Here is a 12,818-nt window from a genome sequence, read left to right on the forward strand (position 1 = left end):
TTTGTTTGACGGCTATCACGTTTCAACTTCAGATCATTGGAGAAGTTGCACATTTTGACAAAACATATGTCACAATATTTCAAACGTGGTTATTCACCGCCCAATTTTCGGCGGTGAACTTTACTCGTTTTAGCCATTAATTACGAGCTTTAAAAAAACTCATTCAACGGATGGATTGAAGGCGGGAAGCGTCGATGTGAAACAGACGGGCGAAGTTATCGGTGGTTACCTGCGCCAGTTCTTCAACGGCAACACCTTTCAACACAGCCATGTATTCTGCAACGTCACGAACCATCGCAGGTTGATTCTCTTTTCCTCGATGCGGTACCGGCGCAAGGTAAGGTGAGTCAGTTTCCACCAGTAACCGATCCAGGGGGACATAACGCGCAGCATCGCGCAGTTGCTCCGCATTACGGAAGGTCACAATGCCGGAAAAGGAGATGTAAAATCCGAGATCCAGTAATTTACCCGCCGTTTCTCTATCCTCTGTAAAACAGTGTAGTACGCCACCGCAATCCGTCACTTTTTCTTCGCGCAGAATTGCCAGCGTATCGGCGCGGGCGTCACGGGTGTGGACGATAACCGGCTTGTTCAGTTCACGACCAATCTGGATATGATGGATGAAGGACTCTTGCTGACGTACTTTAGTTTCCGGCGTGTAATAATAATCCAGCCCGGTTTCACCCAGCGCAACAACGCCCTCTTCTGCCGCCAGACGGCGTAAATCTTCTACATCGTAGGGATCATTCTGGTTGAGTGGATGCACGCCACAAGAAAATACGACGTTGTCACGTTCGCCTACCAGATCCCGCATGTGTAAATAACCCGGTAATGTTGTGGCGACTGCCAGACAAAATTTCACATCGCGTGCGGCGGCTTTCGCCAGAACGTCATCCACGTCCTTATGCAAAGATTCATAATCCAGACCATCGAGATGGCAGTGTGAGTCGACTAAAAACATGATGTCTCTCTTAAAGATGAGGAACCGGTAGCACAACGCCCGGTTGCAGGTAATGCTCAATACGCAGTAAAAGATCGGTGATGAGAAGCTCGCGGTTGATGCCTGTGACAGACATTAACTGTTCACGAATGTGGCAAACATCCCCCAGTATAGCCTGCAGGCGCGAGGGAGATAGATGGTTTGCCAGTTCGACGACCAGGCCCGGCACATCAACATTGGTCACCTGCGCAGCGCCATGATGGCGTTTTAGCGCATCCATCAGCAACGTTGCCAGCCAGTGTAAACGCGCCGGAGCTTGTTCATGATTAAGGGCCGCCAGCAGCGAATACCAGTCGCCCGATGGCACGCTATATGCCAACGCCTGACACAATGTTTCACGAGCCTGCCAGTTATCTCCCTGAAACAACGCCAGTGCCGCGCCAGGCGAACCGGCGCTTAAGCGCAATGCGGCAAGTAATGCATCCTGTGACATTGTCACTTCGCGTGAAAGCCAGGTCACGGCGTACTGTTCCGGCGGCGGCGCAAGGTAATGTAACCGACAACGACTACGTAATGTTGCCAGTAAACGTTCAGGCTCGCGGGTAGCCAGGAAAAACCAGGTTTCTGCTGGTGGCTCTTCAAGCGTTTTCAGCAATGCGTTAGCCGCGGCGTCGGTCAGTAAGGCAGCATCGGTTACCCAGACAACTTTCGCACCACCTAAACGTGCGTGCTCATTTAACTTTTCGGTGACTTCACGTACCGCATCAATGCCCAGCGCATTTTTCCCTTTCTCGGGAGCCAGGGTGTAATAATCGGGATGCGTACCAGCCTGCATCAACTGACATCCACGACAGTGACCGCAACTTTTGTGGCCCTGCGGTTGTTGGCAGAGTAAATAACGGCTCAGGGCGTAGATTAAAGCATCCTCGCCCATACCCGGTAACGCCTGAATGAGTAGCGCATGGTGACCTCTTCCGGCCTGATAGCTGGCTACCAGTTTTTCGAAATCAGGTCGTAACCATGGATACCATCTCATGCGTCCAACTCCTTCACCCAATTGGTCACGGTAGTGCGGATTGCATCCATCACGGACTCCAGCGGCTGGGTGGCATCAATGGTATGAATGCTTTTATCTTGTGCTGCCAGTTCCAGATAGCGGGCGCGGGTGCGATTAAAGAAATCGAAAGACTCTTGCTCAATACGATCCAGCTCGCCGCGAGCACGCGCACGTTTTAAGCCAACTTCCGGGGTAACATCGAGATAGAGCGTTAAGTCGGGGCGAAAATCCCCGAGAACAGCATCACGCAATGTTGCCAGCATATGTTGGTCAATACCACGTCCGCCGCCCTGATACGCCTGAGTGGAGAGATCGTGGCGATCGCCAATCACCCAAGTGCCGTTAGCCAGCGCTGGTTTGATGACCGTTTCTACCAGTTGAACGCGCGCGGCATAAAACATCAGAACTTCGGCTTTATCGGTAATGACTTCATCGCCTACCGATTTGATATCCAGCACCAGGCTTCTTAACTTTTCGGCAAGTTGCGTACCGCCAGGTTCCCGAGTGAAAACCATGTCGCGGATACCCAGTTGCTCGAGCGTCTCAACCACCACGTTACGCGCGGTAGTTTTGCCTGCGCCTTCCAGCCCCTCAATGACGATATACTTACTGCGCATTTTTTTCCTTAAGCACTTTCAGATAATCCTGCACAGACTTGTTATGACTGGCAAGATTGGTATTAAACGTGTGACCACCTTTACCATCGGCCACAAAATAGAGATACGGCGTTTTTGCCGGATGCGCAGCAGCCTTCAGCGAATCCGCCCCCGGCGTAGCTATTGCACCTGGCGGCAAACCGGTAATGGTATAGGTGTTATACGCTGTCGGCGTTTCCAGGTCTGCACGAGAAAGTTTGCCATTATAACGCTCTCCCATCCCGTAAATCACGGTCGGGTCGGTCTGCAGGCGCATACCAATGCGTAACCGGTTGATAAATACCGAGGCAACCTGATCGCGTTCACTGGCAACGGCGGTTTCTTTTTCGATAATTGATGCCATCGTCACCAGCTGGTTTTTATCTTTATAGGGCAGACCGTCCGCACGCCCTTCCCAGGCGCTATCGACCGCTTTCACCATTTTCTTGTGCGCTCGCTTGAGTAACGCGACATCGGTGGTATTGGCGGTATACATCCAGGTGTCTGGCCAGAACCAACCTTCAATCCACTCTGGGTTTTCCAGTTCAAGTGCCTGCGCTACGGTGGCGTACTTATCGTCGCTCAGCGTATGCTTGATATACGGGGCCTCACGCAATTGCTTGAGGTAATCGCTCAGACGCATCCCTTCTACCAGTCGCAGAGGGAACTGTGCTTCTTTACCGCTTTCCAGCAATTTCAGCATCTCGCGCACGGTCATCTGCGGTGTAAAGCGGTAAGTCCCGGCTTTAAAGTGAGAAAGATCCGGTTCGATACGCAGCAGCCATTGGAAAACCCGTGGGCGATTGATGATCTTATCGGCATAAAGCTGTTCACCGAGCGCCAGACGTCCGGTCCCAGCCTTCAGGGTAAATATCGTCTCTTCTTTGATAAGCAATTTGCTGTCGGCAAGATGGCGAACCTTCCAGACGCCCACACCAGCGGCGATACCCAGTACCACCAGCAATAACAAGATAATCAATAACACTTTTTTCATGACTAATTCGGGCGCTCACAAAGTGGGGCTAAATATTCATATAACGTTGCTGACGAAAAGGAGACATCGCCACAGGCACGTACGGGCATCACTGGCATTAACGCATTACAAATAACCATCTCATCTGCCTGCAACGCCTCCTCCAGCGAGGCTTGCACTTCGACAAGCTGATAAGAGGATTGTGCCAGTAAACGGATACAGAATTGTCGCATAATGCCGTTAACACCTGCCTGATCCAGTCGCGGCGTATAAACTACGTTGCCCTTCCGCCAGAACAAATTAGCCGCACAGCATTCCGTAACCCACCCTTCGCTGTCAAGGACCAGCGCCTCATCAGCGTTTGTCTGCTCAAGATGAGAGCGGATCAATACTTGCTCAAGCCGATTAAGATGTTTAATACCTGCCAGATGAGGATTGCGCCCCAGCCGCACCGGGCTTAGCGCCAACGTCATCCCCTCGTTACGCAAACGGTCGTAATGTGCGGGATAAACCGTAACGGAGAGAATCCGCGTTGCCGGTCCGCTGTTCAATGTGCTGTATCCTCGCCCGCCACTACCGCGACTGATCACCACTTTCAGCACACCATTTTGCTGTTCTGCTGCCAGCGTTTTCATCTCTAGTTCAAGCTGAGGCCAGAAGTCACAGGAAATCATCAACCGCTGACAAGCATCCTGTAGTCGCTGGATATGCGCCGATAACAAACTGACTTTACCGTCGATAACTCTGGCGGTGGTAAAACAACCATCACCAAACTGCGTTGCCCGATCGCTTACTGCCAGCGATTCCTGCTTATGACCGTTAATTAAGAACATACCGGCTCCTTATCAGAGAATTGTTAGTGTGGCAGCATGTTCACTACGGAACAAGTCGGAATAAAAGCTAAGAAAAAAGGCCCGCAAGCGGACCTTTTATAAGGGTGGGAAATGACAACTTAGATCTTTTTAAAGATCAAAGAACCATTAGTGCCACCGAAGCCGAAGGAGTTACACAGCGTGTATTCCATTCCGCTTACCTGGCGCGCTTCGTGCGGTACGAAATCCAGATCGCAACCTTCATCCGGGTTATCCAGGTTGATGGTTGGCGGAACAGCCTGATCGCGCAGCGCCAGGATGGAGTAGATAGATTCTACTGCACCCGCCGCACCTAACAGGTGACCGGTCATAGATTTCGTGGAGCTTACCAACACACGGCTTGCAGCTTCACCGAAGATGGTTTTCACCGCCTGCGCTTCAGCTTTATCGCCAGCCGGCGTAGAAGTACCGTGCGCGTTAACGTAGCCAATCTGACTCGCTTCAATGCCTGCATCACGCAGAGCATTTGCCATCGCCAGAGCTGCGCCTGCGCCATTTTCTGGCGGTGACGTCATATGATAAGCATCGCTGCTCATACCAAAGCCGACGAGTTCAGCGTAAATTTTCGCACCGCGTTTTTTCGCGTGTTCGTACTCTTCAAGTACCAGCATACCGGCACCATCGCCCAGTACGAAACCATCACGCTCTTTATCCCACGGGCGGCTCGCCGCTTGCGGGTTATCATTGCGGGTAGATAATGCACGTGCCGCGCCAAAACCACCAACGCCCAGCGGCGTACTGGCTTTCTCTGCGCCACCTGCAACCATCACGTCAGCATCGCCATACGCGATAATACGCGCAGCATGGCCAATGTTGTGCACGCCGGAAGTACAGGCGGTCGCGATAGAGATGCTTGGGCCACGCAGGCCATACATGATAGTCAGATGACCTGCCACCATGTTCACAATCGTTGACGGAACGAAGAATGGGCTGATCTTACGTGGACCACCGTTCATCAGAGATGTGTGGTTTTCTTCGATCAGTCCGAGGCCGCCAATCCCGGAGCCAATTGCGGCACCAATGCGGGTTGCGTTCTCTTCCGTTATTTCAAGGCCAGAATCCTGCATGGCCTGAACGCCAGCGACAATTCCATATTGAATGAAGGCATCCATCTTGCGCTGTTCTTTGCGCGAGATAATGTCCTCACAGTTAAAATCCTTTACTAAGCCAGCAAATTTCGTTGCATAGGCGCTAGTATCGAAATGGTCGATTAGGCTGATGCCACTCTGACCGGCAAGCAGAGCTTTCCAGGTAGACTCTACGGTATTGCCGACAGGAGACAACATGCCCAGTCCGGTCACAACTACACGACGCTTAGACACGTTTGTCCTCCAGGGAGGGAAAAAATGATTCTAGTGGGACAAAAAGATAAAACTCAGGCGGTCGAACGACCGCCTGGAGATGTTCACTTACGCCTGGTGGCCGTTGATGTAATCAATGGCAGCCTGAACGGTGGTGATTTTCTCAGCTTCTTCGTCCGGAATCTCAGTATCAAACTCTTCTTCCAGAGCCATTACCAGCTCAACGGTGTCAAGAGAATCCGCGCCCAGGTCTTCAACGAAAGAAGCATTGTTGGTAACTTCTTCCTGCTTAACGCCCAGCTGTTCGCCGATAATTTTCTTAACGCGTTCTTCGATAGTGCTCATACTCTTAAATTTCCTATCAAAACTCGCTTTCGCGATGGTTTTCGTAGTGTATAAAATGTTGAAAAATTTGCAACTAAATCCCGGCAGGTCTTACCACGATTTTACGTTATTTTGAGGCCTTACCCCCCAATAACGCAAATCATTTTGCACTAATTATTACTCATAACCACGCAGACTGCGCGCAACATGAGCATTTTGTGCAAATCGCGGTCAGACCATGTACATCCCGCCGTTCACATGCAAAGTTTCACCCGTGATGTAAGCTGCTTCGTCGGATGCCAGGAATGCAACCGCGTTGGCGATTTCCTGTGCGCCGCCGAGGCGACCCGCAGGAACCTGCGCCAGGATACCCGCACGCTGGTCATCGCTCAGCGCACGTGTCATGTCCGTTTCAATAAAGCCCGGAGCAACAACGTTTACAGTAATACCGCGTGACGCAACTTCGCGCGCCAGTGATTTACTGAAGCCGATCAAGCCCGCTTTCGCCGCAGCGTAGTTGGCCTGACCGCCATTTCCCATGGTACCAACCACAGAACCGATAGTGATAATACGACCATGACGCTTTTTCATCATAGCGCGCATTACCGCTTTTGACAGACGGAAAACAGATGAAAGGTTGGTTTCGATAATATCGTTCCACTCTTCATCTTTCATTCGCATTAACAGGTTATCACGAGTGATACCGGCATTATTGACCAGGATATCCACTTCACCAAATTCTGCGCGAATTTTTTCCAGAACAGATTCGATAGATGCCGGGTCGGTCACATTCAACATCAGACCTTTGCCGTTGGCACCTAAATAATCACTGATCGCCTGAGCGCCATTTTCACTGGTCGCTGTGCCAATAACTTTCGCGCCACGGGCTGCGAGCGTTTCAGCAATTGCGCGGCCAATTCCGCGGCTTGCACCGGTTACCAGTGCGATTTTTCCTTCAAAATTCATGATTTTCCTCTTTTAAAGCTCGAGCGCCGCTGCCATCGCTGAAGGTTCGTTCAGCGCCGAGGCGGTCAGGGTGTCGACAATGCGTTTCGTCAGGCCAGTAAGCACTTTGCCCGGGCCGACTTCATAGAGATGTTCTACGCCTTGCGCTGCCATGTATTCAACAGACTTCGTCCACTGAACCGGGTTATACAACTGACGTACCAGTGCGTCACGGATGGCATCACCATTGGTTTCGCATTTCACATCAACGTTATTCACAACAGGAACTGTTGGTGCGTTAAAGGTGATTTTCGCTAATTCTACTGCCAGTTTGTCGGCTGCTGGTTTCATCAGCGCACAGTGAGACGGTACGCTCACTGGTAACGGTAGAGCGCGTTTTGCGCCCGCAGCTTTACAGGCAGCGCCAGCACGCTCAACTGCTTCTTTATGACCGGCAATAACCACCTGTCCCGGAGAGTTAAAGTTTACCGGAGAAACGACCTGACCTTCTGCAGCTTCTTCACACGCTTTCGCAATAGACGCATCATCCAGACCGATGATTGCCGCCATAGCGCCCGTTCCTTCCGGTACGGCTTCTTGCATGAACTTGCCGCGCATCTCAACCAGACGCACCGCATCAGCGAAATCAATCACACCAGCGCAAACCAGCGCGGAGTATTCCCCCAGGCTGTGACCAGCCATCATTGCCGGTGCTTTACCGCCCTGCTGCTGCCATACGCGATACAGCGCAACAGATGCAGTCAACAGCGCTGGCTGGGTTTGCCAGGTTTTATTCAGTTCTTCAGCTGGCCCCTGCTGGGTCAGCGCCCACAGGTCGTAGCCCAGCGCCGCAGAAGCTTCAGCAAACGTTTCTTCGACAATTGGATAGCTCGCCGCCATATCAGCCAGCATTCCAACGGTTTGAGAACCCTGTCCAGGGAACACAAATGCAAATTGCGTCATGTTTTAATCCTTATCCTAGAAACGAACCAGCGCGGAGCCCCAGGTGAATCCACCGCCAAAGGCTTCAAGCAGAACCAACTGCCCCGGCTTAATGCGCCCGTCGCGTACAGCTTCATCCAGAGCGCACGGGACAGAGGCCGCAGAGGTATTACCGTGGCGATCCAGCGTCACCACGACATTGTCCATCGACATACCGAGTTTTTTCGCCGTTGCACTGATAATACGCAGGTTAGCCTGATGCGGAACCAGCCAGTCCAGTTGAGAACGGTCAAGATTATTCGCCGCCAGCGTCTCATCAACGATGTGCGCCAGTTCTGTTACCGCAACCTTGAAGACTTCGTTGCCCGCCATCGTCAGATGAATTGAATTCTCTGGATTCACACGGTCAGCATTAGGCAGCGTCAGCAACTCACCATAGCTACCGTCGGCATGCAGATGGGTGGAGATGATTCCCGGCTCTTCAGAGGCAGCCAGCACCGCAGCGCCCGCGCCATCGCCAAAAATAATAATAGTCCCACGATCTGTTGGATCGCAGGTGCGCGCCAGTACATCGGAACCGACGACCAGAGCATACTTCACCGCCCCAGATTTCACGTATTGATCGGCTACGCTTAATGCATAGGTGAAACCTGCGCAGGCTGCTGCAACGTCAAATGCCGGGCAACCTTTAATGCCCAACATGCTTTGAATCTGACAAGCTGCGCTCGGGAAAGCGTGCGTAGCAGAAGTCGTTGCCACAACGATCAGGCCAATCTGGTCTTTCTCAATGCCCGCCATCTCAATTGCGCGTGTCGCCGCTTCAAAGCCCATGGTTGAAACGGTTTCGTTTGGCGCGGCAATGTGGCGTTCGCGGATACCGGTACGAGTGACAATCCACTCGTCAGAGGTGTCCACCATTTTTTCCAAATCGGCGTTTGTCCGCACTTGTTCGGGCAGATAGCTGCCAGTACCAATAATCTTCGTATACATGTACGCTCAGTCACTTTTCGGTTATATACCGTCACTTGCAAACTGCGAGTTCGCTGGCAGCGTCCTGCTACCGCAGAGTTCCGCTTTTGCCACCGTCCAGCAGCTCAAAACCAGCTGGGTATACAGATTCCAGGCGAGCGGCAATTCGCTGAGGAACTTGTCGCTGCACCGCCTGCACTGCCTGTTCAATCGCGACCGCAAAAGCTCGCTGATTGGCTGCACCATGACTTTTTATCACCGTGCCGCGCAATCCTAACAGACAGGCGCCGTTATACTGGTCGGGGTTGAGGTGACTGAATCGCCTCGTCAGGCTCTTTTGTAGCCAACGCTTTAATAACAGTAGCCACCACGACCGTTTTTTCCCTTCACCCTGAGATTTCAGCAGAGAAAGGAACATCCTGACAACACCTTCCATCGTCTTTAATGTGACATTTCCTGTAAAGCCATCACAAACCAGCACATCTGTCTTGCCAGTTAACAACTCATTGGCTTCAAGATAGCCGATATAATTGATAGAAGGGATTGTTTTAAGCACCGCTGAGGCATCCCGAATACTGTCGAGACCCTTTACTTCTTCTTCACCAATATTGAGCAACGCCACGCGAGGATTAGGAATTTCCACCACCTCTTCAGCCAGAACTGAGCCCATAATGGCAAATTGCACCAACATTGTACTGTCACAATCGACGTTGGCCCCTAAATCGAGGACCACCGTTTTGCCCTTTTGCTGATGCGGTAATACCGTCACCAGCGCCGGACGCTCAATCCCCTCCAGGGGCTTGAGTAATAATTTTGCCAGCCCCATCAGCGCCCCGGTATTACCGGCACTGACACAGGCTTGCGCTCGACCCTCTTTCACCAGCTCCAGGGCCACGCGCATTGAACTCCCACGACTGGCGCGGATAGCTTGCGAAGGCCGGGCATCACTGGCGATAACTGACTGCGCAGGAATAATCTGCAGACGCGAACGTTGTTCAAAGTCAGCTTTAGCAAGTAATGGCGTGATGGCGTCGGGATTGCCGACTAAAAGAAGAGTGAGTTGCGAATTAGAATTCAGTGCCTGCAATGCTGCAGGCACTGTCACGGAAGGGCCAAAATCCCCTCCCATGACATCTAACGCCAGGGTTAGACGTGTCAAGGTATCGTCGCCGCCCGGTTTGGTCTTTCCCCAGTTGCCTGGGGAAAATCCTCACTAAGCTTCATCACGCAGACGCGTGATTACTTAGCGATGACCTTGCGGCCGCGGTAGTAACCGTCGGCAGTGATGTGGTGACGCAGGTGTTTTTCACCAGAAGTTTTGTCTACAGACAGGCTGGTGACTGCGGTCAGCGCGTCATGGGAACGACGCATGCCACGTTTGGAACGGGTTGGTTTATTCTGTTGTACGGCCATGGACCTTACTCCTCAATTACGGTTTATCCCCGATCCAACGGGGAGCACCAATTACTTACGCTTTAAGCTGGCTAATACGGCAAATGGGTTTGGCTTTTGCGCTTCTTCAGGCAGTTCACCAAAGACCATGTCCGCTTCGGACACTTCACAGTGTTCAGAATCATGCACCGGAACTACCGGCAAGGCGAGGATGATTTCATCTTCAACCATTGCAAGCAGATCGATTTCACCGAATTCGTTAACCTCAATCGGTTCATACGCTTCCGGCAGTGCTTCAGCCTGTTCGTCTGAACGCACAGGACTAAAACAATACGTTGTGTAGACCTGATGAGTAAACGGCTTCCCGCAACGCTGACACTCGAGCGTTACCGTCACCTTCGCATCGCCGTTTAACACTGCGAGACGTTGGTTATCGATAGCGAACGACATGGAGCATTCCACATCACTGTCCACACTGACTACGGATTCGGCGACGCGCTCAACCTGATCAGGAGTATAGATACCCTGGTAATCAAGGCGTTTTTGAGCCGTACGAACCGGATCGAGAGTCAGGGGTAATTTTACCTTTTGCATAGGGCGCGCATATTAACTTTGTAACGTCATAGAGTCAAAGAAAAAGGCAGCCTGTGGTTGCCTTTTGCCAATAATTCGCACACATTGCGGGTTACTGCTTTATTTTCGTTCAGTGCTGATAACGAACATCAACCTGCAAAACGAAGCGCATAGTTTAAAATGGCTATCATCAATACGCTATATCTGATGGAAAAAAATATGCCTAAACTTATTTTAGCCTCCACTTCGCCCTGGCGTCGCGCTCTTCTGGAAAAACTGCAAATCTCTTTTGAATGTGCAGCACCAGAGGTCGACGAAACCCCACGCAGCGACGAATCACCGCGACAGTTGGTGCTTCGACTGGCACAAGAAAAAGCGCAATCTCTGGCGTCACGTTATCCGGATCATTTAATTATTGGTTCAGACCAGGTATGTGTTCTTGATGGCGAAATCACCGGTAAACCGTTAACGGAAGAAAATGCCCGTCTGCAATTACGCAAAGCCAGCGGCAATATCGTCACCTTCTATACTGGACTGGCGTTGTTTAATTCGGCGAATGGGCATCTGCAAACAGAAGTGGAGCCTTTTGACGTCCATTTCCGTCACCTGAGCGAGGCGGAGATTGATAATTACGTGCGTAAGGAGCATCCTCTGCACTGCGCGGGTAGCTTTAAGAGTGAAGGATTTGGCATTACGCTGTTTGAGCGTTTAGAGGGGCGTGATCCTAACACGCTGGTTGGTTTACCGCTAATCGCGCTGTGTCAGATGTTACGTCGGGAAGGGAAAAACCCGCTGATGGGATAGTTGTTTGCGCCGGATGCGGTTACGTCGCATCCGGCAATCGGTGCTGGCGGCCTGATGCGGCGTAAACTGAACTGAACCCCAACACCCATTATCAGGTTTATATGCTTGTATTAGCGCGCGTTACGCAGCTTTTGCAAACAACGCTTCAAACCTTCATCCATCGGCGCTTCAATACGCATCACCTCACCGGTCCCCGGATGAGTAAACTTCAACGCTGCGGCGTGCAGGAACAGGCGATTTAATCCCGTGCCTGCTTCAGTGAGGTGTCTGTCAAATTCACGGTCACCGTAGCGATCGTCAAAGGCAATCGGATGACCCGCATATTGTGTATGCACACGGATCTGATGAGTACGCCCTGTTACCGGGCTACAACGCACCAGGGTGGCAAATGCATAGCGTTCTTCCACTTTAAAGCGTGTTTCCGACGGTTTGCCTTCCTGACTGACACGCACGATACGTTCGCCGCTTTGCAAAATATTTTTCAATAACGGCGCTTGAACGCTCTTCACATGCGACTGCCACTGACCGCGCACCAGCGCCAGGTAATCTTTTTGCATCCCTTTTTCACGTAATTGCTCATGCAGAGAACGCAACGCCGAGCGTTTTTTCGCTACCAGCAACACACCTGAAGTGTCCCGGTCGAGACGATGAACCAGTTCAAGGAACCGCGCTTCCGGGCGCAACGCCCGCAAACCTTCGATAACGCCGAAGCTTAAACCACTGCCGCCATGTACCGCCGTACCGGAAGGTTTATTCAGCACCAGGATATGGTCATCTTCATATAAGATGACGTCCGCCAGCGCTGCCACCTTTTGCAGATGTGGCGAAACCGCCTCTTCTTCCCGTTCAGCAACGCGAACCGGTGGGATACGTACCTCATCACCCGCTTCGAGTTTATATTCAGGCTTAATACGTTTTTTGTTCACCCGCACTTCGCCTTTACGCAAAATACGGTAAATCATACTTTTTGGTACACCTTTCAATTGGGTACGCAAAAAGTTATCGATACGTTGCCCCGCTTCGTCAGCGGTGATAGCAACAATTTTTACGGATGGAGTCTCTGTTTTCATGGTGGGCGATTCTAATTAGCC

General features: G+C 51.6%; 15 protein-coding genes. 1 reads left to right on the forward strand and 14 read right to left on the reverse strand.

Going from position 1 to position 12,818, the window contains the following annotated elements; translation table 11 throughout:
- Positions 1-163 precede the first annotated feature (163 nt).
- The 13 genes from ACJHWR_RS11500 to yceD all read right to left on the reverse strand — a co-directional run bounded on the left by ACJHWR_RS11500 (position 164) and on the right by yceD (position 10,944).
- Positions 164-961: a metal-dependent hydrolase gene (locus tag ACJHWR_RS11500; RefSeq protein ID WP_000480245.1), complete on the reverse strand. Its 798-nt coding sequence runs from the start codon at positions 959-961 to the stop codon at positions 164-166.
- A 10-nt stretch (positions 962-971) separates the two neighbouring features.
- Positions 972-1,976: a DNA polymerase III subunit delta' gene (gene holB / locus ACJHWR_RS11505; RefSeq protein WP_001267967.1), complete on the reverse strand. Its 1,005-nt coding sequence runs from the start codon at positions 1,974-1,976 to the stop codon at positions 972-974.
- Positions 1,973-2,614 carry a dTMP kinase gene (gene tmk / locus ACJHWR_RS11510; protein WP_001257007.1) on the reverse strand — a complete coding sequence of 214 codons (642 nt, stop codon included), beginning with the start codon at positions 2,612-2,614 and terminating at the stop codon, positions 1,973-1,975. Before tmk ends, holB begins: the two co-directional genes overlap by 4 nt.
- Complete coding sequence (gene yceG, locus ACJHWR_RS11515; RefSeq protein WP_000756812.1) at positions 2,604-3,626, reverse strand: cell division protein YceG; 1,023 nt, start codon at positions 3,624-3,626, stop codon at positions 2,604-2,606. Before yceG ends, tmk begins: the two co-directional genes overlap by 11 nt.
- Before the next feature lie 2 nt (positions 3,627-3,628).
- Entirely contained in the window at positions 3,629-4,438 is an 810-nt protein-coding gene (pabC, locus tag ACJHWR_RS11520) for an aminodeoxychorismate lyase (RefSeq protein ID WP_000478679.1), read from the reverse strand.
- A 119-nt stretch (positions 4,439-4,557) separates the two neighbouring features.
- Positions 4,558-5,799, reverse strand: coding sequence for a beta-ketoacyl-ACP synthase II (fabF, locus tag ACJHWR_RS11525; RefSeq protein WP_000044679.1), 1,242 nt, complete (start codon positions 5,797-5,799; stop codon positions 4,558-4,560).
- A gap of 87 nt (positions 5,800-5,886) precedes the next feature.
- A complete protein-coding gene (gene acpP / locus ACJHWR_RS11530; RefSeq protein ID WP_000103754.1) occupies positions 5,887-6,123 on the reverse strand; it encodes an acyl carrier protein in 237 nt (78 codons plus the stop codon).
- Between the two features lie 210 nt (positions 6,124-6,333).
- On the reverse strand, positions 6,334-7,068 hold the full coding sequence (fabG, locus tag ACJHWR_RS11535; protein ID WP_001008535.1) for a 3-oxoacyl-ACP reductase FabG: 735 nt from the start codon (positions 7,066-7,068) through the stop codon (positions 6,334-6,336).
- 12 nt (positions 7,069-7,080) lie between these two features.
- Complete coding sequence (gene fabD, locus ACJHWR_RS11540) at positions 7,081-8,010, reverse strand: ACP S-malonyltransferase (protein WP_000191372.1); 930 nt, start codon at positions 8,008-8,010, stop codon at positions 7,081-7,083.
- A gap of 15 nt (positions 8,011-8,025) precedes the next feature.
- Positions 8,026-8,979 (reverse strand): beta-ketoacyl-ACP synthase III, encoded by a 954-nt coding sequence (gene fabH / locus ACJHWR_RS11545; RefSeq protein ID WP_000288132.1) that lies wholly within the window; start codon positions 8,977-8,979, stop codon positions 8,026-8,028.
- Between the two features lie 67 nt (positions 8,980-9,046).
- Positions 9,047-10,117, reverse strand: a complete 1,071-nt coding sequence (plsX, locus tag ACJHWR_RS11550; RefSeq protein ID WP_000197578.1) for a phosphate acyltransferase PlsX — start codon at positions 10,115-10,117, stop codon at positions 9,047-9,049.
- An 80-nt stretch (positions 10,118-10,197) separates the two neighbouring features.
- Positions 10,198-10,371 carry a 50S ribosomal protein L32 gene (rpmF, locus tag ACJHWR_RS11555; protein ID WP_000290727.1) on the reverse strand — a complete coding sequence of 58 codons (174 nt, stop codon included), beginning with the start codon at positions 10,369-10,371 and terminating at the stop codon, positions 10,198-10,200.
- A gap of 51 nt (positions 10,372-10,422) precedes the next feature.
- Positions 10,423-10,944 (reverse strand): 23S rRNA accumulation protein YceD, encoded by a 522-nt coding sequence (gene yceD / locus ACJHWR_RS11560; RefSeq protein WP_001174481.1) that lies wholly within the window; start codon positions 10,942-10,944, stop codon positions 10,423-10,425.
- A 198-nt stretch (positions 10,945-11,142) separates the two neighbouring features.
- Between yceD and yceF the strand changes: the two genes are divergently transcribed.
- Positions 11,143-11,727, forward strand: a complete 585-nt coding sequence (yceF, locus tag ACJHWR_RS11565; RefSeq protein ID WP_001125202.1) for a 7-methyl-GTP pyrophosphatase — start codon at positions 11,143-11,145, stop codon at positions 11,725-11,727.
- Positions 11,728-11,837: 110 nt separating this feature from the next.
- On the opposite strand, the gene rluC is transcribed toward yceF, so the two are convergent.
- Positions 11,838-12,797, reverse strand: coding sequence for a 23S rRNA pseudouridine(955/2504/2580) synthase RluC (rluC, locus tag ACJHWR_RS11570; protein WP_000846337.1), 960 nt, complete (start codon positions 12,795-12,797; stop codon positions 11,838-11,840).
- Positions 12,798-12,818 lie beyond the last annotated feature (21 nt).

The organism is Escherichia sp. WS568 (assembly GCF_046486085.1).
GTDB lineage: Bacteria > Pseudomonadota > Gammaproteobacteria > Enterobacterales > Enterobacteriaceae > Escherichia > Escherichia coli.